At 59.8% G+C, this 20390-nt stretch carries 25 protein-coding genes and 1 pseudogene; 7 read left to right on the forward strand and 19 right to left on the reverse strand.

Features of this window, described 5'->3' with window-relative positions; genetic code table 11:
• Positions 1–40: 40 nt before the first annotated feature.
• From K0O24_RS16525 to K0O24_RS16585, 13 genes are all read right to left on the reverse strand, one after another.
• Positions 41–958: a flagellar motor protein MotB gene (locus K0O24_RS16525; protein ID WP_219893781.1), complete on the reverse strand. Its 918-nt coding sequence runs from the start codon at positions 956–958 to the stop codon at positions 41–43.
• Positions 958–1821, reverse strand: coding sequence for a flagellar motor stator protein MotA (gene motA / locus K0O24_RS16530; protein ID WP_219893782.1), 864 nt, complete (start codon positions 1819–1821; stop codon positions 958–960). The genes K0O24_RS16525 and motA overlap by 1 nt, the downstream gene beginning before the upstream one ends.
• An 89-nt stretch (positions 1822–1910) precedes the next feature.
• The gene (locus K0O24_RS16535; protein WP_219893783.1) at positions 1911–2741 is read right to left on the reverse strand and encodes a flagellin N-terminal helical domain-containing protein; all 831 of its coding nucleotides are present in this window, start codon (positions 2739–2741) and stop codon (positions 1911–1913) included.
• Positions 2742–2752: 11 nt separating this feature from the next.
• Entirely contained in the window at positions 2753–4096 is a 1344-nt protein-coding gene (flgK, locus tag K0O24_RS16540) for a flagellar hook-associated protein FlgK (RefSeq protein WP_219893784.1), read from the reverse strand.
• The gene (locus K0O24_RS16545; RefSeq protein ID WP_219893785.1) at positions 4093–4374 is read right to left on the reverse strand and encodes a rod-binding protein; all 282 of its coding nucleotides are present in this window, start codon (positions 4372–4374) and stop codon (positions 4093–4095) included. The genes flgK and K0O24_RS16545 overlap by 4 nt, the downstream gene beginning before the upstream one ends.
• Complete coding sequence (locus tag K0O24_RS16550) at positions 4371–5492, reverse strand: flagellar basal body P-ring protein FlgI (protein ID WP_219893786.1); 1122 nt, start codon at positions 5490–5492, stop codon at positions 4371–4373. Before K0O24_RS16550 ends, K0O24_RS16545 begins: the two co-directional genes overlap by 4 nt.
• Positions 5492–6148: a flagellar basal body L-ring protein FlgH gene (locus K0O24_RS16555; protein ID WP_246611215.1), complete on the reverse strand. Its 657-nt coding sequence runs from the start codon at positions 6146–6148 to the stop codon at positions 5492–5494. The genes K0O24_RS16550 and K0O24_RS16555 overlap by 1 nt, the downstream gene beginning before the upstream one ends.
• An 85-nt stretch (positions 6149–6233) precedes the next feature.
• The gene (gene flgG, locus K0O24_RS16560; RefSeq protein ID WP_219893788.1) at positions 6234–7022 is read right to left on the reverse strand and encodes a flagellar basal-body rod protein FlgG; all 789 of its coding nucleotides are present in this window, start codon (positions 7020–7022) and stop codon (positions 6234–6236) included.
• 11 nt (positions 7023–7033) lie between these two features.
• A complete protein-coding gene (locus K0O24_RS16565; protein ID WP_219893789.1) occupies positions 7034–7777 on the reverse strand; it encodes a flagellar basal body rod protein FlgF in 744 nt (247 codons plus the stop codon).
• Positions 7778–7788: 11 nt separating this feature from the next.
• Positions 7789–8616: a flagellar hook-basal body complex protein gene (locus K0O24_RS16570; protein ID WP_219893790.1), complete on the reverse strand. Its 828-nt coding sequence runs from the start codon at positions 8614–8616 to the stop codon at positions 7789–7791.
• Between the two features lie 12 nt (positions 8617–8628).
• Positions 8629–8934 (reverse strand): flagellar hook assembly protein FlgD, encoded by a 306-nt coding sequence (locus K0O24_RS16575; RefSeq protein ID WP_219893791.1) that lies wholly within the window; start codon positions 8932–8934, stop codon positions 8629–8631.
• Positions 8931–9338 carry a flagellar basal body rod protein FlgC gene (gene flgC, locus K0O24_RS16580; protein WP_219893792.1) on the reverse strand — a complete coding sequence of 136 codons (408 nt, stop codon included), beginning with the start codon at positions 9336–9338 and terminating at the stop codon, positions 8931–8933. Before flgC ends, K0O24_RS16575 begins: the two co-directional genes overlap by 4 nt.
• A 1-nt stretch (position 9339) precedes the next feature.
• The gene (locus tag K0O24_RS16585) at positions 9340–9681 is read right to left on the reverse strand and encodes a flagellar basal body rod protein FlgB (RefSeq protein ID WP_219893793.1); all 342 of its coding nucleotides are present in this window, start codon (positions 9679–9681) and stop codon (positions 9340–9342) included.
• 261 nt (positions 9682–9942) lie between these two features.
• Between K0O24_RS16585 and K0O24_RS16590 the strand changes: the two genes are divergently transcribed.
• The 6 genes from K0O24_RS16590 to K0O24_RS16615 all read left to right on the forward strand — a co-directional run bounded on the left by K0O24_RS16590 (position 9943) and on the right by K0O24_RS16615 (position 14875).
• Positions 9943–10434, forward strand: coding sequence for a flagella basal body P-ring formation protein FlgA (locus tag K0O24_RS16590; protein ID WP_219893794.1), 492 nt, complete (start codon positions 9943–9945; stop codon positions 10432–10434).
• Between the two features lie 80 nt (positions 10435–10514).
• Entirely contained in the window at positions 10515–10799 is a 285-nt protein-coding gene (gene flgM, locus K0O24_RS16595; protein ID WP_219893795.1) for a flagellar biosynthesis anti-sigma factor FlgM, read from the forward strand.
• 5 nt (positions 10800–10804) lie between these two features.
• Positions 10805–11134 carry a hypothetical protein gene (locus tag K0O24_RS16600; protein ID WP_219893796.1) on the forward strand — a complete coding sequence of 110 codons (330 nt, stop codon included), beginning with the start codon at positions 10805–10807 and terminating at the stop codon, positions 11132–11134.
• 50 nt (positions 11135–11184) lie between these two features.
• Positions 11185–11997 (forward strand): transglycosylase SLT domain-containing protein, encoded by an 813-nt coding sequence (locus K0O24_RS16605; RefSeq protein ID WP_219893797.1) that lies wholly within the window; start codon positions 11185–11187, stop codon positions 11995–11997.
• Entirely contained in the window at positions 11994–14123 is a 2130-nt protein-coding gene (gene flhA, locus K0O24_RS16610) for a flagellar biosynthesis protein FlhA (RefSeq protein ID WP_219893798.1), read from the forward strand. Before K0O24_RS16605 ends, flhA begins: the two co-directional genes overlap by 4 nt.
• Positions 14120–14875, forward strand: a complete 756-nt coding sequence (locus K0O24_RS16615; RefSeq protein WP_219893799.1) for a sigma-70 family RNA polymerase sigma factor — start codon at positions 14120–14122, stop codon at positions 14873–14875. Before flhA ends, K0O24_RS16615 begins: the two co-directional genes overlap by 4 nt.
• 12 nt (positions 14876–14887) lie before the next feature.
• Here the strand turns inward: K0O24_RS16615 and K0O24_RS16620 are convergent, their stop codons facing one another.
• Positions 14888–15262: a hypothetical protein gene (locus K0O24_RS16620; protein WP_219893800.1), complete on the reverse strand. Its 375-nt coding sequence runs from the start codon at positions 15260–15262 to the stop codon at positions 14888–14890.
• A 102-nt stretch (positions 15263–15364) separates the two neighbouring features.
• Here K0O24_RS16620 and K0O24_RS16625 point away from each other — a divergent pair.
• Positions 15365–16361, forward strand: a pseudogene (locus K0O24_RS16625) (adenosine kinase).
• A gap of 63 nt (positions 16362–16424) precedes the next feature.
• On the opposite strand, the gene K0O24_RS16630 reads toward K0O24_RS16625, so the two are convergent.
• From K0O24_RS16630 to hisA, 5 genes are all read right to left on the reverse strand, one after another.
• Positions 16425–17996: an amino acid permease gene (locus tag K0O24_RS16630; RefSeq protein WP_246611063.1), complete on the reverse strand. Its 1572-nt coding sequence runs from the start codon at positions 17994–17996 to the stop codon at positions 16425–16427.
• Between the two features lie 65 nt (positions 17997–18061).
• Complete coding sequence (locus K0O24_RS16635) at positions 18062–18439, reverse strand: histidine triad nucleotide-binding protein (RefSeq protein ID WP_219893801.1); 378 nt, start codon at positions 18437–18439, stop codon at positions 18062–18064.
• The gene (locus K0O24_RS16640) at positions 18439–18759 is read right to left on the reverse strand and encodes a phosphoribosyl-ATP diphosphatase (RefSeq protein WP_219893802.1); all 321 of its coding nucleotides are present in this window, start codon (positions 18757–18759) and stop codon (positions 18439–18441) included. The genes K0O24_RS16635 and K0O24_RS16640 overlap by 1 nt, the downstream gene beginning before the upstream one ends.
• 48 nt (positions 18760–18807) lie before the next feature.
• Positions 18808–19578: an imidazole glycerol phosphate synthase subunit HisF gene (hisF, locus tag K0O24_RS16645; RefSeq protein WP_219893803.1), complete on the reverse strand. Its 771-nt coding sequence runs from the start codon at positions 19576–19578 to the stop codon at positions 18808–18810.
• Positions 19575–20306 carry a 1-(5-phosphoribosyl)-5-[(5-phosphoribosylamino)methylideneamino]imidazole-4-carboxamide isomerase gene (hisA, locus tag K0O24_RS16650; protein WP_219893804.1) on the reverse strand — a complete coding sequence of 244 codons (732 nt, stop codon included), beginning with the start codon at positions 20304–20306 and terminating at the stop codon, positions 19575–19577. The genes hisF and hisA overlap by 4 nt, the downstream gene beginning before the upstream one ends.
• Positions 20307–20390 lie beyond the last annotated feature (84 nt).

Below are 20390 nucleotides of genomic sequence, written 5' to 3' on the forward strand. Positions count from 1 at the left end.
TATACTGACCGATTTATCCCTGATACCGCGAATTTATAGTTCATTTTCGCATCATGATCTGCGAATTTGCTGAATTGCTTCCATTATCGATGCTTTCATTTTTTTGCATCGCCTGCATGCTCCACCCCAGTGTCACGGACATTCTGCGATTACGCGGATCAAAGCGGTCCATTGGGTTGAACGGTTCGCGATCGGCGACCCCTTCTATTCTGGAGAAGCGCCGGGCATCCACGCCCTGCAAGACAAGCGCGCGCCGCGTAGCCTCTGCCCGTGCAGAAGACAGCGACCAATTGCTGAGATTCTGGTTGCGCGTATAGGGGGAGGCATCCGTATGTCCGCGGACGACAACCGCATTTGGCACCTCGTTTATGACCTGCGCTACGATACCGACCAGGCTGGAGGCTTCCGCCGTCAACTGGTCCGTGCCGACGAGAAACATGGCAAAGTCGGCGTCATCGACCAGATCGATGCGAAGGCCTTCCAAGGTCTCGACCAGTCTGACGCTACGGGCATAGCGGCGCATTGTCGGACTGTTGTTGAGGCGGGCCTGAAGCAGCTGCTTCATGGATGCGAACCGGGCCTCGTCATCCGCCTTTGACGACGTCGATTTCGGGCCACCCTTGGCATCCTTTGGGATGGTCAGAGAACGGGTTCCCGTTTGCGATGCCCTGTGGGGATAGTGATCAGGGTCGGTCAAAGAAGCGCCGCCGAACATGCCGTTGGACCCTGCACTCTCTTCCTTTTTCTGAACCAGTGTCGGCGAGAAATAGTCTGCAAGGGCCTTGCGCTGCTTTTCCGTGGTCGCACCGAGCAGCCACATCAGCAGGAAGAACGCCATCATCGCAGTCACAAAATCGGCGTAGGCAACCTTCCACGCACCGCCGTGGTGGCCGCCGTGTTTAACCTGATACACCTTTTTGACGATGATCGGTCGCGGCATATTGGGACGTTCGATCATCAGCGTCCCCGCATGCCGTCGAAGACTTCAGCGAAACTTGGCTGGTTGCTGTGCTCGATGCCGGACCGCGCAGCCTCTATCACCAGCGGCAGCGGATGACCATTCAGCGAAGCGACAATGATCTGCTTGACCACATGATAGATGGCAGCATCCGCAGCAATGACCTGCTTTGCACGGTTGGCAAACGGTCCGACGAGGCCGTACGAGAGCAGGACGCCCAGGAAGGTTCCGACCAGCGCCGACCCGATCATTCCGCCCAAGATTGCAGGGGGCTTGTCGATCGAACCCATGGTCTTCACGACGCCGAGCACCGCCGCAACGATGCCCAGTGCCGGCAGAGCGTCTGACAGCGTCTGCAGTGTTTCGGCAGGCTGTTCGGTATGATGCACATGGTTCTTGATCGTATTGTCCATCACGTCCTCAACCGCATTCGGGTCGAGCGTTCCCGACGACACAACAACAAGACGCAGCGTATCGGCAATCAGATGAATAAGCGTCGTGTCCTTCAGCAGCTTGGGATATTCGGCAAAGACGCTTGACGATGCTGGATCCTCGATATGCGGTTCAACCGCAACAGGACCTTCCGTCCGAAGCATTTTCATGAGCCGGGACACGAGAAAGATGCAGTCGAGATAATCCTGACGGTTGTACTTTGGGCCCTTGAAGATCTTGCCCATGACACTGCCCAGGGCTTTGAGTTCCTTGGACGAATTTCCGATGATCAACGCGCCGAGACCAGCACCGCCGATAATCAGCATTTCATGCGGAAGGGCCTCCATCACCGGGCCAAGGTTGCCACCGGTAAAGGCGAAGCCGCCAAACACCATGACGAGCAGAACAATTATACCGATAGCTGCGAACATGAATGTGCCTGTTTCATCCCTGACTTACGCGACCCGTTTGGCCGAATGTGCCACAGGTTGAAGAACGGCAGAGGACGGGAAAACTTGCGTCAGGAAAGTATATCGAGCAGCGTGCGCCGGTTGATCCGTGCAAACGCGGCCTGAGCGGCTTCCAGCGTCAGAGTCTGGGCATTAAGCTTGGCAACTGCTTCCGAAATATCCGTGGCTTCAAGGTCAGTCCGTTCGGAAGCAAGATCAATATCGTGCGCGCGCGAAGCTTCCTGCAGCGATTGCAGGCGCCGTCCCCGTTGACCAATGTCGCCCAGCGCGTCGGCCGTTTTCGTGACGCCCGCATCCAGCGTCGTGAGTGAAGCACCTATCGCCGGAGCAGAGCCGCTGCGAAGTGCTGTTGCAGCATCACGGACCATTTGCGAGAGCGATACGCCACCTACATCGAATACCTGCGCTTGTGACGGTACAGGGGCGAAGACCGTATTCTCGTCATAACGCACACTCAGTGCGGTTCCCGGCGCAAACAGGGGCTGGCCGTTTGCGGACTTGCGCGTGACAAGCCCATCAAGTTCGTCCGCTATCCCGTCGAGCTGCGTCGCTATCGAGTTCCGGTCTGTCTGTGCCAACGTGCCATTTGAGCCTGCCAGAACCAGTTCACGAGCAAGTGCCATGCGGTCGGCCATGCCGGTCACGGCTGTATCCGCCTGACTATTGAGCGACAGTCCGGTATCCAGATTGGTTTCCCAGGCCTTGCTGTTTGCCTGAGCGCGTCCAATCACGTCCACGCGGGCAGCCGAAACCGGATCGTCCGAGGGACGTTGAATCTTCTTGCCCGTCGAAATCGAAACTTGGGTGTCCGAGACCGCACGCGCAAGCGACTTCTGGCGATTGATTTCAATCATCATGCGGCTGCCGACGGCGTTAATCATGTTCGGTCCGATCAGAAGATGTTGAGAATGGATTCAAGCGTTTCGCGGGCAGTCTGGATCACGCGTGCAGAACCGGCATAGGCCTGCTGAAATCTCAGCAGATCGGCCGCTTCCTGGTCGAGGTCGACACCGCTCATTTCGGAACGCGCTGCAAACGCACCATCACGCCTTGAGGATGCTGCGGCGTCTTCCGCCCGCGCGGTCGATACTGACTGGCTCTGCGCTGCCACAAGCGCGGCCCATCCGGCCTCGACGCCTGCATTGCCGCGCAATCCTGAGAGCGAAAGGAGGTTGCCGTTGGCGCTTGTGGCGTCGGCCGCAGCGACCTGATCGGGGGCAAGGGCAACGGCAGCAAGCGAAGCCGCGCCGGTTGCTCCCAAAGTAAAAAGCGGGCTGCCGGGATTGCCATTGGCATCGAAACCGGAAGTGTGCGCTGCATTGAGGCTGGTCGAGACCTGCGATGCGAGTGCATCGAGGCCAAGGCGTTGATCGGCCAGGTGACTGGCGGCATCCGAAAGGCCGGCGAGCTGGCCTGAGGCAGGCAGTACGGGGCCACCTGCCGTTGAAAGCGAAAAGGTCAGCCGGCCATCAACGGCAATGGCGACGCTGAATGTTGACGCACCACCGGGACCGGAAAGCATGACGGGGCCAGCTGCCCCGCCAAGGGTCACGGTAGCAGCCTGCTTGTTGTCATAGGTTACAGAAATGGGAACCGCCGAACCGATGCTGTCCAGCAGACGATCCCGCTCGTCGAGCAGACCCGCCTGATTGGTCGTGCCGTCGCGCGCGCGCAACAGGCCGTCATTCACCTTCTGCAGAGCGACCAGATCGGTATTCAGCTGCGTTACTGTTCCGGCAGCGGCGGTGCCGACGCCAGCGATTGCTGAATCAACGGCCGTCGCTGTTCTCTGAAAGGCGGCGGCCGTGCCGTCTGTCGCTGCAAGAAAGGACGAGCGTAATGTGGTATTAGTCGGATCCGCTGAAAGTAGGTCGGCGCTGTTGAAGAGATTGGTCAAGGCCGTCCCGACGCTGTTCCCGCCCTGGGAGAGAGCAGCCTCCGCAGCCGTCAGCCACGGCAGGCGCGCGGCCGTTTGTCCTGCATCTGCACTTGCGGCGCGCGATCCGTCGACGAGCCATTGATCGGTGATACGGTTGATCCCGGTGACGCGAACGCCGTTTGCATTCCCGGCAGAATGGTAAAGTGTCATTTCGCCGTTCCCGGCGAGCTCCTCGAGGCGTGTGGTCCGCCGGGCGTACCCCGGGGTCTGCGCATTGGCTATGTTGTCGCCCACATTGGAGAGGGCGCGCCCATAGGCACGCAGCCCGGATGCACCGACGCTCAAAAGGTCGCTCATGGCTTCACCCCGAATTTTGCCATTTGCGCTTCAACCATCTTGGCGATCCCGAATTGGCCAAGGCCCGACATGCTGTCTGCTAGGTTTGCATCAGCCAGTTCCCGGAAATTGTCTGTCGCGCTTGATCCGAAGAGGTCATCCTCGGTCAGCTTGGCCTTGCGCATCGAACCAATCATTTCACGAAGAAAAACGGCCTCAAACCCCTGTGCCGCCTTTTGCAGCGCGGGGGTTGGTGCCTTGGCGGTTGACGCTAGCGCGGGAGAAACGGGCTTGATCATATCACTATCAACTCCGCCTTGAGCGCTCCGGCTTCCTTGAGCGCTTCGAGGATGGCGACCAGATCACCCGGCGATGCTCCGATGCGGTTGATCGCCTTGACGATATCCTGCAGGGACGCCCCTTTCGGCATCAGGAACATCGGATTCCGGGCTTCCTCGACCTTGATATCGCTGTTTGGTTCAAGCGCAGTCTGGCCCCGGCTGAAGGGCTCCGGCTGGATAACCCGGGGCTTTTCATCGACACGGACTGTCAGTTTGCCGTGCGTTACGGCAGCCGTGCTGATCCGGACCGCACCATTGATCACAACGGTCCCCGTCCGGGAGTTCACAATCACCCGAGCAGGCGGTTCAGACGGCTTGATTTCGATGTTCTCGATCATGCTCATCATGCCGATGCGCGCAGGTCCGCCCTGCGGGGCCGCGATACTGACCGAGCCGCCGTCGGTGGCTTGCGCTATCCCGGCGCCCAAAGTCCGGTTGATCGCCTCCGCCACCAGTTTTGCGTTGGTCAGATCCTGATCATGCAGGTTGAGAACAAGCTGATCACCATTTGTGAAGCCCGTATCAACCGAGCGTTCGACCGTGGCGCCTCCGTCCACCCGACCTGCAGACGGAACGTTGACTGCGACTTTGGAGCCATCAGCGGCATCGATGCCGAGCCCACCGACAACAAGGTTGCCTTGGGCCATCGCATAGATCTGGCCGTCCGCACCGTATAGCGGTGCCATAAGCAACGTGCCACCACGGAGCGACTTGGCCTTGCCCATTGCCGACACCGTGATGTCCAGACGCTGTCCAGGCTTCGCAAATGGCGGAAGCTCGGCCGTGATCATGACTGCAGCCACGTTTTTCAGCGAAGGATTGACGCCGGCTGGCAGGGTCAGTCCGAAGCGCGAAACGGCACCCTTCATCGCGAGCGTGGCATAGTCGAGGCTGTCGTCCCCGGTTCCCGCAAGGCCGACGACAAGGCCATAGCCGGTCAATTGGTTGGCACGCAGTCCCTGGAACTGGCCCAGATCCTTGATGCGCTCGGCCGACGCCGGAACTGCGAACTGCATGCAGAAAAAGGCCGCAAGCAGCGTAATTGTCCGCGCGAATGTGGGGGAGAATCTTGCCATCAGAATGGACTCACTCTGGAGAAGAATCGTTGCAGCCAGCCTTGCTTGCTGGCCCGTGCAATTTCGCCATGGCCCACGTAGAGGATACGCGCATCGGCAACGCGGGTGGAAAGGACGCGGTTGTCTGGCGAAATGTCAGACGCCCTGATGATCCCTGAAAACTGGACACGTTCATCGCCGCGATTGAGCGTCAGCTGCTTTTCTCCGCTGACAAGCATTGTGCCGTTGGGATAAACAGCAGCCACAGTCACACTGAGTTCCCCTGACAAGGCGTTTGACTGCGATGCATCCCCCTTCCCCTTGAACGACTGAGTACCGGAAGCACCAACATCGGTCGGCTTGAAGAAGCTGAGTGGTCCGGTTGTGGGAGGTGTGAGGCCAATGCCGCCATCGCGGCCTGTTGTGGCAGAGTTCGATTTGCTGGCAGTCGTGCGCTCGACCAGGTCAATGGTGATGAGATCCCCTGGCTGGGAGGCGCGTGCGCCGGATGTAAGCGGAGCATAGGCACCGCCCTGGAAGATCGCGCCATTGGCGACCACGACCGGCGCGGCAACAGGCGCCGTGGGCCGAAAGGCTGTATCTTCGGCGCGCTCCTTGTGCCGGGCCGCCGCAGGCGACGCCGCGATCCCAAGCGCCGCGAGGGACACCGCGAACAGCGAGAATGATTTGGGAGGCGAGGCAAATATGTGGGGACTTTGGCCCCGCCTCCCGGTCCGCGCCCAAGACAGGCGGGCGCGAAAACTAAAGTTGTTGGCTGGCATTTTTCAGCATTTCGTCTGCGGCCTGGATCATCTTTGAATTGACCTCATAGGCGCGTTGGGTCTCAATCATGTCCACCAGCTCTTCAACGACATTGACGTTGGAGGCTTCGAGCGCGCCGCCACGAAGCGAGCCGCGCCCTTCCGATCCGGGAGCGCCAACCTGCGCGACACCCGAAGATGCCGTTTGCGCAAGAAGGTTGTTGCCAAGGGCCTGGAGGCCTGCCGGATTGACGAACCGTGCCGTTTCGATCTTGCCCAGCTCGGTCGGGTCGGTTTGCCCCGCAAGCTGCGCTGTTACAGTGCCGTCAGCTCCGATCGAAACCGACGTCGCACCTTCGGGTACCTGGATTTGCGGCTGGATCGGCAGACCGTTGCCCGTCACAATCGTACCCTCGGCGGACAGGCTGAAATCACCGGCGCGCGTATAGGCAGTCTGCCCATCCGGCATCAGGATCTGAAAATAGCCCGCCCCTTCAATCGCGACATCAAGGCCGTTGCCAGTCGTGTTGAGCGTGCCCTGGGTTTCGATCCGGGCTGTGCCCTTGACCTGCACACCGGTGCCAAGATTGAGGCCGGTGGCATATTTGTTTTCCGCAGAGGTGGGCGAACCGGCCGTATTGACGATCTGATAGGCCAGAGTTTCGAAACTCGCCCGATCCCGCTTGAAACCGGTCGTATTCACGTTCGCGAGATTGTTCGCGATGACCTGCATTTTCATGTTCTGCGCGTCGAGCCCGGTACGGGCGACATGCAATGCACCTGACGACATGACTTTTGCTCCTATTCAGGCAGGCGCATGAGATCGGCGGCTGCCGAATCCATGTCGCGTGCGCTGCTGATCAATTTCAATTGCGTATCCCAGGACCGACTGGCTTCAATCATCTGGACGAGCGTAGCGGTGGCCGACACGTTCGATCCTTCGATATGACCGGTCAGCAACCGGGCATCCGGATCATCGGGAAGGATACCACCACCGCGGATACGGAAGAGTCCGTCCAGTCCCTTGATGATCTTTGAGCCTGTCGCCGTGACAAGGCGAAGATGATCGACTTCCTGCGGCTGCGCAGGATCGCCACCGACCGGAACGATCGAAATACGGCCGGAACTGTCAATCATCACCTTGTCGGCAGGCGGCAATGTGATTGGCCCTTGCGCGCCCAGCACCGGCTGGCCTTCGCCATTGGTCAGCAAGCCGGATTGAGAGAGCTGCAGGTCGCCCCGGCGGGTGTAGGCTTCCTCTCCATTGTCCGCCTGGACGACCAGCAGGGCATCGCCCTGCATCGCCACATCAAGGTCCCGGCCCGTTTCCATGACCACACCCGCGCGCATGTCGGCGCCGATGACCTCTTCCGAGGCCACCGCCCTGCTTTCGAGGCCATCGCCACGAACCCAGAGTGCCTGCGCTTCGGCAACGTCGCCACGGAATCCCGGCGTCTGGGCATTGGCGAGATTGTTCGCCGTCGCCGCTTGCCGGGATTGCGCGCTGCGCATTGCCGTAAGGCTGGTATAGATGAGCCGGTCCACGGGTCAGTCCGTCAGTTGATGTTCAGGACCGACTGGGTCATGGCCTTGTCAGTTTCGATCGCCTTGGCATTTGCCTGGAAGTTGCGCTGAGCGGCGATGAGCGCCACCAGTTCTTCCGTGACGTCGACGTTTGCACGTTCAAGGGCGCCCGAACGGATCGAACCAAGCGGCCCGTTGGTGGCGGCATCGATTGTCGGCGGTCCGCTGTCTCCGGTCGACTGCCAGTGGCCATCACCGACCGGACGAAGACCCTCCTGCGCGGTGAAGCTCGCCATTGCGACCTTGCCCAGATACTCGCTGGAACCATCGGCATAGGTGGCTGTTGTCAGACCATCCAGACCAATTGAAACATTGACGAGAGCGGCAGTCGGATTGCCTGGCGCGCCTGTAGGCAGGTTGAAATCAATGAGTGAGCCAAGCGCTGTCGAGGTGACGTTACCAGCTGCGTCGACTGGCAGAAGCTGCAGCTTTGCGCCCGTTGTATCGCGAACCGAACGGTCGGGCATCACGTTGAACGAGCCATTGCGCGTATAGGTGACAGCCTGACGGGGCGGATCGCCCTTGACAACGAACATGCCTTCGCCTGCGACCGCCAGGTCAAGCGTACGATCCGTCGCTTCCAGCGTGCCCTGTGTGAACTGCTGGGTGATGCCGTTGAGGCGCGTCCCCTGACCCGATACCAGTCGGGTGTTCTGCGTGGGCGAGCTGGCGAACAGATCGCCGAACTGGGCACGGCTCTTCTTGAAGCCGGTCGAGTTCACGTTCGCAAGATTGTTCGAAATAGCTGAAAGATCGGCTTGCGCCCCCTTCAGTCCCGACAAAGATGTATAGAAAGCCATGAAAACTTCTCCTTATGCGCCTGTTGTGGTGCTGGTGGGCTTGTTCTGGGCCTGGATGGCCGTCAGCAGAGCTGTCTGCTGCTTGATCTGATCGGCAATGCCCTTGAGCGAGGCGTTCATTTCCGAAATCCCCGCTACGCTCGAAAATTGAGCCATCTGGGCCACCATCGCGGTGTTATCGACCGGATTGAACGGATCCTGTTCCTTGAGTTGGGTCGTCATGAGCCGCAGGAACGCCGTCTCGTCGAGCTTCTGGGCCCCGGCACCCTTGGGGACGACCGGAATGTTTGAACCGTTCACTGGGGTTGTGCTTGTCATTGTCCTAACCTCAAAGTTTCGAGCATCAGGCCCTTCGCAGTTTGAAGGACCTGGACATTGTTTTGGTACTGGCGCGACGTTTCGAGCATCTCGACCATCTCTGCAGCGCTATCGACGGCCGCTTCCCAGACATCTCCATTCTTGTCGGCAAGCGGATGCGAGGGATCGTGGCGCTTTGTGGGTGCAGCTGGAGACGAGACAATCTTGTCTATCGCCACGGTTGCCGTGCCATCCTCGCCCATGATTGTGCGGAACACTGGCTTCAGAGACCTGAACGCCCCTTCTTCGGAGCCCGAGATCGTTCCAGCGTTTGCAAGGTTGGATGCGGTCGTATTGAGCCGTACGAGCTGCGCGGCCATTGCACGGCCGCTGATGTCGAAAAGGGAAAGAGTCTGGTTCGCCATGTTATTCGCCCTTCAACGCGCGCATCATCGTTCCGATCCGGCCCTGCAGGAAGGACAGGCTTGAACGGTAAGCGAGTGCGTTTTCCGCGAACGCGGTCTGTTCCGTGGACATCTCTACTGTATTGCCGTCGAGCGAGGGCTGAAGCGGCACGCGATATTCGATCGAGGATTCAATCGACTCGCCGTCGCTGGCCTGGCGCAATGCCTGCGCAAAATTCATGTCGCGGGCTTTGTAGTTCGGCGTCGCTGCATTGGCGATGTTCGAAGCGAGCATCGACATCCGCTGCGAACGGAGCTGCAGCGCCGTCGCATGAATACCAAATAGTGACTGTCCAACAGACATGACTGCCTCCAAAAATCTGGCCAGGCGACGTTCGATCAGGAAGGTCGGGATAGGCCCGCCACGATCAAAGCAATCATCGTGCCAAATGCAGGAAGGTGGCTGAAATGCGTGCCTTTCATGAAATGCGCCATCACTTGGAGGCAGAGAAATATGCAGCGCGTCGGAATTTTGACGGACCTGGCCGAAAAGCAAGAAGACTCACGCATTTCTGCCACTGGCATGGGCCTTGCTCCTCATGCGTGGACATATTCCTTTCGGAGAATGACCATGGTTCGCATGACCCTTGCTGCACTGCTTCTCAATCTGGTGCCTTCCGTTGCATTGGCGGACGCGATCGAGGACCTCGACCGGCTGGACAGCCGCATTGAAGTCTTGACGGGCGCGGCGCCGGGTCAACCCGGTGGCGCAATCACCCCGCTTGATCGGCGCTTGAAGCTAGCGGCCTGCCAGCAGCCAGCGACCATAGAATGGGCCGGCAGCGATGCGCTTGCGGTACGCTGTCCTTCAATTGGCTGGCGACTGCGTGTTGCAATTGCTCCAATCGGCGCTGCGCAGGGCAAGGCCATGCTGAGCGTGCACAGGGGCGACACGGTCGAAGTCAGCGTCTCGGGCGACGCTTATGACGTGACGGCAACAGGTATTGCACTTGACGATGGCGCTGAAGGATCCAGCATACGCCTCAAGATCGGCGCTGCAGGTACCCAAACCTCTGCCATTGTGACCGGACCGGGAACCGTATCGCTTTCGCGTTAAACTTTTCTTCAGGCCTGCCGTTTCCCACTTCAAGCCCTGTCGCATTCACTCTGACAGGGGCCATGACAAAGGGAAGTAAGATGGTTGACCCCGTTACACTTTGGCCGACAAGGCCGGTGTCCAGATCCGTAAAGGATGACGGCGCCCGTGCTGCGCGCACCGAGACCATGTCGGCGCGCGACATCGTCACAGGCCAGAGCCTGCCCAAGCTGGTAAATCTGGCCACAGAGCTCTCGAAAGCCGGACCGCCTGTGGACTTTGTAAAGATCGCGCTGGTGCGCCAGGCCATCGCTCAGGGCGAATATTCGGTCGATGTCGATCGCATCGCGCACGCGATGGTCGACTTCTTCAGGACTGCGGACTGACGCCCATGACGGCCGTGGAATCCATCATCGAAATCCAGGCCGCCCTTATGGACGCCATAGATTCGCGCGACATTGAACGGATCGAGCAGTCAACAAAGGACCTTGCCCGCGCTGTGGCACAGGTGCGGCAGCGTGGTGCCATCCTCGCAGGGGAAAAGCTGCGCTCCGATGTTGGCTATGCCCTGAAACAGACCGAGGCACTGAAGACCCGCGTCAATTATATGGCGGTCCGCAACCGCGAAAAGATGGAAAAACTTGACCAGATGCGTGGGGCAGCAGTCCCGCATGTGTACGCAAATCGCAGAAATGCTTGGGGTTCGCGTATCCCGGCCTGAATTGGCACGGCCATTGCATAGTTCGCTCCGAAAGAAGGAGCGAAGACCAGATGCCAGCGCAGACTATCGGCATTCAGCCAACGGTTCCCCAACGGGTGAGCCTTGCGATTGGCAATGCTTCAAAGCGTACGGGCGTCCCCTTCGATTATCTCATGGCGCAAGCGCGCGTGGAAAGCAGCCTTGATCCCGAGGCGCAAGCCAGTTCATCGAGCGCAGCAGGACTTTTCCAGTTTACCAAACAGACCTGGCTGGCAACGCTTTCCCAGCATGGCGCAAACCATGGCCTTCAATGGGCAGCCGACGCAATCCGCAAGGGACCGGACGGCCAATTCCGCGTTGTCGATCCGCAAATGCGCGAACAGATTCTGGGCTTGCGGTTTGATCCCGACGTCTCCTCGACGATGGCTGCGGAGTTTGCCGACGACAACGCCGACATGCTGCGCAATCGCTTTGGAGAAGAACCGGAGCCCGTCGACCTCTATCTCGCGCACTTCCTGGGCGCGCAGGGTGCCGCGCAATTCCTGTCCGCATGGAGGGCAGACCCGAACGCGCCTGCCGCGCCACTGAATCCCGCCGCGGCGGCGGCAAATCGCACCATTTTCTTCAATCCTGATGGCAGCGCGAAAAGCCTTGATGCCATTCGGACCCATTTCGCCGCGCGGCTGGATGAACAGCCTGCGGGTTTCCCTGTGACCAGCACGGTCCGCACACAGATGGCGACCCGGACCGGCAGCAATATCCAGTCCTCACAAGAGTTCATGCAGATGCGCACCATAGAACCCATGCCGCAGAGCCTTTCGCTCGCGTTTGCAGAGCGCGCTTATCAGCGCCTCTCCCGAATTGACGGCGGTAGCGCGGCATGATCGAACAGGCCAATCTTCGCATCTGGGGTGACACCATCAAGGGCGGGCTATTGCCGTTCGCGATCCTGATGCTCGTCATCCTGATGGTCGTCCCGGTCCCTGCGACCGTGCTCGATATCGGCTTCATCGTGAACATCACGATTTCTCTCGCGGTGCTGATGGTGGCCCTCAACGCGGCCAAGCCACTCGACTTTTCGGCCTTCCCGACGGTGTTGCTGCTGGCAACCCTCTTCCGCCTTGCGCTCAACGTCGCCTCGACGCGTGTCGTTCTGGTGAATGGTCACCAGGGACCGGGCTCGGCAGGGCATGTCATCGAAGCCTTCGGTACCTTCCTGATTGGTGGCGACTATATCGTCGGTATTTTCGTCTTTGCCGTTCTGATGATCATCAACCTGGTCGTCATCACAAAGGGCGCGGGACGGGTTTCGGAAGTGTCGGCCCGGTTCACGCTCGATGCGTTGCCAGGCAAGCAGATGGCCATTGATGCCGACCTCAATGCCGGGCTGATAACACCGGACGAAGCAAAAGCCCGCCGCCAGGAAGTTGCGACCGAAGCCGATTTTCATGGGTCGATGGACGGCGCTTCCAAGTTCGTCAAAGGTGACGCTGTTGCAGGATTGCTGATCCTGTTCGTCAATATTTTCGGTGGCCTCGTTCTTGGGACTGTCAGTCACGGGCTGGCAATTGGGCAGGCTGCACAGACCTATGTTCTCCTCGCCATTGGCGATGCGCTGGTTGCGCAGGTCCCGGCACTCCTCCTCTCGATCGCGGCAGCCGCCATCGTGACGCGCGTGTCCTCGCCACTTGATCTCTCAGGCCAGATCGGCAGCGAATTTGGTTCTGCCCGCGCCTGGGGGCCAGTGTCCGGCATTCTTTGCCTGCTCGGCGTGCTGCCGGGTATGCCGCATTTCCTGATCCTTTCTGCCGCAGCAATCACGGCAACAATTTGCTGGGCCCGCATGCGCGCCGCAAAGGCAAAGCGCGACTATGTTGCGCCCATCGAGGATCCCGAGCCCGAGCATCTGATCCAGTGGCGCGACGTCAGCGACCCGGCGCCAATCACCCTCGACATTGGTTACGGCCTGATCGACATGGTCGATGACCGCCAATCCGCACCACTGATGGCGCGGATCACCGGGATCCGTCGCCAGCTTTCCCGTGAACTCGGGTTCGTGGTGCCAATGGTGCGCGTGAAGGATGACCTCTCGCTGCCGGCGAATGCCTATCGCATTGGCATTGCTGGTGTGACCACCGGTGAGGACGAAGTCTTTGCCCACCAGCTTCTTGCACTCGATTCAGGCGACGGGCTGGACCTCATTCCGGGCCATGCCGTCAAGGATCCAAGCTTCGGACTGGACGCTGTCTGGATAACGCCGGATCGCCGGGCCGAGGCCGTCGTTGCCGGCTATACCGTTGTCGATGCCTCAACCGTGATTGCGACGCATCTGAACGGAGTCATTTCCGGTTCTGCGGCAGAGCTTTTCGGCCTCGACGACAGTCAGGCCCTGGTTGATGCCCTCAAGGAAAGCTTCCCGCAACTGGCGCAGGCGCTGACGCCGCAACCCTATTCGCTCGCCGCGATCACAACCATGTGCCGCGCCTTGCTGGCCGAACGGGTGCCCTTGAAGGACTTCCGCCGAGTGGCCGAAGCCATGATCGAACTCGCCGGCCGCGATATGGATCAGGCAGCGCTGCTTGAAGGCGTGCGCCAGAGGATGGGTGCGCTCATCGTCCAGATGATCGTGCCGATCAAGATGCCGCTGCCGATCATCACCTTTGACCCGGAACTCGAGAGTTTGCTGACGCAGTCGGTGCGCACCGGCCCGAACGCCAGTTGGCCGTTCGATCCGGATCTTGCGGCACGCATCGTTTCGGCCGTTTCAGAGGCGGTGCAGCCCCAGCTGATGGCGGCAAGAAGTTTTGCGATTGTCACGTCGCCGATTTGCCGGGCGGCCCTTTCACGCCTGCTGAGGGCCCAATTGTCAGAAATTCCGGTCCTGTCCTTCCTAGAAATTCCTGAAACCAAGCCCGTCGAAGTGATTGCGATGATTGGCGCGCAGCGGGCCCAAGCGGCGCTCGCCCAACGCGGTCCGGGCCAACACCCCTTTGAATCTGGAGAAGAATGATGCTGCATCAAGAGGTCGTTCATGAGACCCTGACCTATGGCCGCGCACCTGCGCTGCCGGATTGCGACACGCTGGTCAGGACTCACGCCTCAATGGTTCGCCGTATCGCCTGGCAGGTCCATTCCCGCATGTCGTCGGCTATAGCTCTCGAAGATCTGATGCAGATCGGTCTGCTTTCGCTCGTCGAGGCGGCCAAGGGATTCAAGGACCGTGGCGCAACCTTCGCCCCCTATGCCGCAACCCGCATCCGAGGGGCGATGATCGACCATCTTCGCCGTGAGGCACGGATGTGCCGTTCCGGCATGGCGAGCCGGCGCGAACTGGTTCGCGTTCGCGATGAATTGGAAAACAGGCTTCACCGCCGCGCGACAGATGCGGAAATGGCAGCCGCAATGGGTCTTGATGCCGAGAGCTACCATGCAAAGGTGGCCTCTTCCCTGTCGCAGCAGATCGATTCAATTGATGAAGTCTATTCGGACCATGACAGTTGGTTCGCCGATCTGGCTGCAGGAGCGGATGGCGAATTCGAAGCGGCAGAGTTGCGCAAGAACCTCGCCGAATGCCTTGCCGAACTGGCAGAGCGGGAAGCCCTTGTTCTCCAGCTCTACTTTGTCGAGGAAATGAACCTGGACGAAATCGGTGCCGCTCTCGGCGTTGGGGCCGCGCGCGTCTGCCAGATCAAGCGTTCAGCCCTGACCCGCATGCGCAAGATGATGCAGGAACGCCATGGAGATGTACCGCTTGAAGCCTGAATGACTGACCGATTATTTGTGCCGCATCAACGCAGCGACGCACGCTGCGTTGTCAATTGGGCGACCATCTGGCTGGCGCGCGTCGACATAGGTCACCAGCGGCTCCTTGCCGCGGGCCGGAGGGTATAAATAGGCATCCAGGATACAGTTCGGGCTTGCAAACTGCAGCTTGCGTGCGCTGGCTTCGATGACATCCTGAACAGCAGGTCCGAACTGCGCCACAAGCGCGCGCGCGTCCCGTCCGACAACCCGTTCAAGTCCTGTGGTCCTTAGCGGCGCAGGTGCAACTGTTCGGACATGCTGGGGCTGGGGTCGTGGCTGTGGCCGGGGTACGGTGCTGCAACCCGCGAGGAGAGCCAGACCGGCCATCAAACTGATACGCTTCATGCGCGCGAGATGGCGGAGCAAGCGAGCAACTGTCAATCGCGCTTGCGATGCGCCGTTCCCGTCGCTAGGCGACGCGCTTTGTTCCCATAAAGGAAACGACGCGTGACTGCAGCCAGCCTGGATATTGTAGCGATCGGCAATGCCATCGTCGATGTGATCGCAACAGCCGAGGAAGAGTTCCTTGTTTCAGAGCAGCTGGCAAAAGGGTCGATGCAACTCATCAGTGCCGAGCGGGCGAACGAACTCTATTCGAGAATGGGACCGGGGCGCGAAATCAGCGGTGGTTCCGCTGCCAACACCATTGCCGGAATGGCTGCGCTGGGCCGAAAATGCGGCTTCATCGGCCAGGTTGCAAATGACCAGCTTGGCAAGGTCTTCAGTCACGATATCCGGGCCATCGACTGTGGCGTTCACGACACCGGCTCGCGAGGGTGAGCCGCCCACGGCGCAATGCCTGATCCTTGTGACCCCCGATGGCCAGCGCACAATGAATACCTTCCTTGGCGCTTCCCAGTTCCTCCCTGCCTCGGCGCTGGATAGGGACATGATCGCAAACGCCGAGATCCTCTATCTTGAAGGCTATCTCTGGGATCCGCCAGAACCGCGGGCAGCAATGCAGAGTGCAATTGGCATCGCGCGGGGTGCTGGCCGAAAGGTTGCCCTGACACTCTCCGATGCCTTTTGCATCGAACGGCACCGCGACAGCTTCAAGGCGCTGATCGACAGCGGCCAGATCGATATCCTTTTTGCCAATGAGGCCGAGATGCACTCGCTGATGGAATCAGATCATTTCGACGAGAGCGTCAATGCGCTCGCTGCCAAGGTTCCGCTTTTGGTGGTGACGCGCGGCCCGCATGGGGCGCTTGCCGTAACCAACGGCATCAGGACGGACGTCTCCGCCGAGGCCGTTGAAACCGTCGTCGACACGACTGGAGCCGGCGACCTGTTCGCCGCAGGCTTCCTTGCCGGGCAAGCGGCTGGCCGGTCCGTGGCCGACAGTCTGACGATGGGCGCGGTTTGCGCCGCCGAAGTGATCTCGCATTATGGGCCCCGCCCTGAAGCGGATCTTTCGGCGCTCGTCGCTGCAAGGCTCGGTTGACACAGACCAAAAAAAGGGGAGGCCGAAGCCTCCCCTTCCCATCCCCTCCAGGAACTTTTCGACCTAGTCGACGACCGGTCCGGGCAGTTCGGTCATCTCTGGTGCATCAATCGCCGGCTCGCCGTGCTGGAGCTGCGAGTTGTGCATCCCGTATACAAAATACAGGATGACCATGGCCAAGGTATACCAACCGAAGAAAATCAGGACGCGGGTTTCGACCGAGAAAATCAGGCCGATACAAAACACGATCCCCAGGATTGGCACGACCGGATAAAACGGCACCCGATAACCTCTGGGAATATCGGGATGCGTGCGGCGAAGCCACATCACCGAGAGGCATACAATCGCAAATGCAGCAAGGGTGCCAACGGAGGTCATGTCGCCCAGCGTGTTGATGTCAAAGAAGCCGGCAGCGAAGGCCGTGATCAGCCCGACGAGTATGGTGTTGATCCAAGGCGTCTTGAACTTCGGGTGAATCGTCGAGAAGATCCGCGGCAGCAGCCCGTCACGCGCCATTGTGTAGAAGATGCGGGTCTGGCCGTACATGAGGACCAGAACAACAGACGTGAGCCCGACGATGGCACCAACCTTGATGATCTTCGCAAACCAGGCCCATTGCGGACCCAGCGCATCGACGGCCACAGCCACAGGGTCCGGCACATTGAGAACCTTGTAGTTCACAAGCAAGGTCAGCACGATCGAGACAAGTATGTAGAGAATAGTGCAAACAAAGAGACTGCCCAACAGGCCGAAAGGCATGTCCTTTGCTGGATTCTTGGCTTCCTGCCCCGCAGTCGAAACCGCTTCAAAGCCGATATAGGCGAAGAAAACGATAGAAGCCGCACGCATGATGCCGCTCCATCCAAACTCGCCCTTCTCACCGGTTGCCGCCGGAATGAAGGGGTCCCAATTGGACTTGAGTGTGTCGAAATGTTCGATCACGAACCAGCCACCGATAATGATAAAGGCGACGATGACACTCGTCTTGATCGCAACGATGAAATTGTTGAACTTGGCACTTTCCGACACACCGATGACAAGCAATGCCGCGAGTGCCATGCAGATAAGAAATGCAGGCAGGTTGAAGATCGTGATCACCGGCACGCCATTTTCGAGGACCGGCTTCATCTCTGTTCCGCTGCCTTCCATCAAGGCGTGGCCGGCAGGCCCGGTCAGCGCCGCCGGGATATGGATTCCGTAATCCCCGAGAAGACTGACAACATATCCGGCCCAGCCAACGGCGACCACAGAAGCGGCAAGACCATATTCAAGAAGGAGCAATGCCCCCATGACCCATGCCGCGAACTCGCCCACAGTGGTGTAGCTGTAGGTATAGGCAGAGCCGGACACAGGAAGCGTCGACGAAAGTTCTGCATAACACAGCCCGGCAAGTGCACAGATGAACCCGGCAATGAGATAGGATATAAGGACCGCCGGTCCGGCGTGCAGAGCCGCGGCATTTCCCGTACGAACAAAAATACCCGCGCCGATGATACAGCCAATGCCAAGAAACAGCAGATTCCAGGGTCCGAGAGTTCGCTTCAGTTCGCTGGTTTCGGTTTCGCGCTGAACCTGCGCGACGCTTTTTCGCGCCATGATGCGGGCCATGAACCCGAGCTGCTGTGTACCCGCCATTTTTACTCCCTCTCGGAACCTTTGTCGGCAAACCTAGCCACTAATCTCATCCGCGCAACAAAATTTCACCGCGGAAGCATAAGACCCATCTGCCGACCTCCAAAAATATGCACATGGAGGTGCGGCACTTCCTGGTGACCATGCATGCCAATGTTGGCAAGCAGGCGATAGCCAGTCGCCGGAAGTCCGAGTTCGCGCGCGACATGGCCCACAGCGCGGATGAAACCCGCAACTTCCTCATCAGGCGCCTTGGCAGTGAAATCATCCCAGCTCACATAGGCGCCCTTTGGAATGACAAGGACATGGACAGGCGCTTGCGGGTTGATGTCATGAAATGCCAGAGCCCACTCATCTTCATAGACTGTCCGGTTGGGGATTTCCCCCCGCAGGATCCTGGCGAAGATGTTCTGGTCATCATAGGGCGCCAGTGCGTCGATGGGCATCAGCTCTCCTTTCGTGCGGCTTTTTCAGCGAGACCGGAGACGCCATCGCGCGCATCAAGTTCGGCGAACACGTCGTCGAACGAAAGCCCCGCGTCAGCCAGCAGCACGGCAAGATGGAACACGAGGTCGGCCGCTTCCTTCGTCAGGTCGGTCTTGTCTCCGCCCAGCGCCGCAATCACGGTTTCAACCGCTTCCTCACCCACCTTTTGCGCAATCTTGTCTCTGCCCTTTGCGGTAAGGCTCGCAACATAGGATGAAGAAGGATCCCCCTCCCGGCGCGCAGCGATAATCGTCTCGAGGCGTTTGAGCGTGTCGGTCATGCGCCCATTGGCGTCAGCAGCCACAGCAGGTCAAGTCTTTGAATCGCGTCACGACAGCACAGGTGTGCGCACGGGCAGCCCCGCGGCGGCAAGTGCTGCATGCGCCGCGCCGATACTGGATTGCCCGAAGTGGAAAATCGATGCCGCAAGGACTGCACTGGCATGGCCTTCGCGCACGCCTTCAACCAGATGGCCGAGATTGCCGACGCCACCGGATGCAATCACGGGCACAGCGACGGCATCCGCGATGACGCGGGTCAATTCGAGATCATAGCCATCGCGCGTTCCATCCCGATCCATTGACGTCACCAGCAATTCCCCTGCGCCGAGTTCGGCAAGGCGGACAGCATGCGCGACCGCATCGACACCCGTCGCCTGCCGACCGCCGTGCGTGAAGACTTTCCAGCCTTCGCCGACGCGCCGCGCATCGACCGAAGCGACAATGCACTGGCTGCCAAACCGGTCCGCCATCTCCGCAACGATCTCGGGCCGCGCGACCGCTGCGCTGTTGACACCAACCTTGTCAGCGCCTGCCAGAAGCAAGGCACGAACATCGTCAGGCGTCCGAACCCCGCCGCCAACGGTGAGCGGCATGAAGCACACCTCCGCGGTGCGCGCGACGATATCGAGCAGGGTTCCGCGCCCTTCATGGCTTGCGGTGATATCGAGAAAGCACAGTTCGTCCGCCCCCGCTGCGTCATAGGCACGCGCAGCCTCGACCGGATCGCCAGCATCACGCAGGTCAATGAAATTGACACCCTTGACGACGCGGCCGTCCTTGACGTCCAGGCAGGGAATGACGCGAATGCGCACCGTCATAAGGCCGCAACCGCAAGCGCCGTCGCGAGGTCCAGCCGTCCGTCATAAAGCGCACGACCGGTAATCACGCCCTCGATACCGTCCTTTGCATGGACCGAAAGGACGCGAATGTCGCTGATCCCCGCCACGCCGCCCGAAGCGATGACCGGTATGTTCGTGGCCCGGGCCAGATCGACGGTTGCCTCGATATTGCATCCCTTGAGCAGGCCGTCCCGCCCGACATCAGTGAACAACAGTGCCGCGACCCCTGCATCCTCGAACCGGCGGGCCATGTCGAGGATCGATACAGTCGAGACATCGGCCCAACCCTTGGTCGCAACCATTCCATCGCGGGCGTCGACGGCCACGACGATGCCGCCCGGAAAATCGGCCGAAGCCTGCCGCACAAGCTCGGGATCCTCCAGTGCCGCGGTGCCGATCACGACGCGCGAAACGCCGAGATCGAACCAGCGCTCGATTGCTTCGCGATTGCGAATGCCGCCCCCAAGCTGGACATGCCCGGGGAAAGCCTTGACGATGCTTTCGACAGCCTCGGCATTCACGACTTTTCCGGCAAAGGCGCCATCTAGATCGACAACATGGAGGTACTGCGCACCCGCCTCGGCAAAGAGCAATGCCTGCGCTGCCGGATCGTCGCCATAGACCGTCGCCCGATCCATATCGCCTTCGGCCAAGCGCACCACCTGCCCGCCCTTGAGGTCGATTGCGGGAAAGACGATCAGGGCCATTAAGAACCCACCTTTCTTTGTGTCCTTGTGTCTTCGTGTGAGGAATAGATGGACTCACACGAAGACACGAAGAAACAATGAGCA

The organism is Aquisediminimonas profunda (assembly GCF_019443285.1).
GTDB lineage: Bacteria > Pseudomonadota > Alphaproteobacteria > Sphingomonadales > Sphingomonadaceae > Aquisediminimonas > Aquisediminimonas profunda.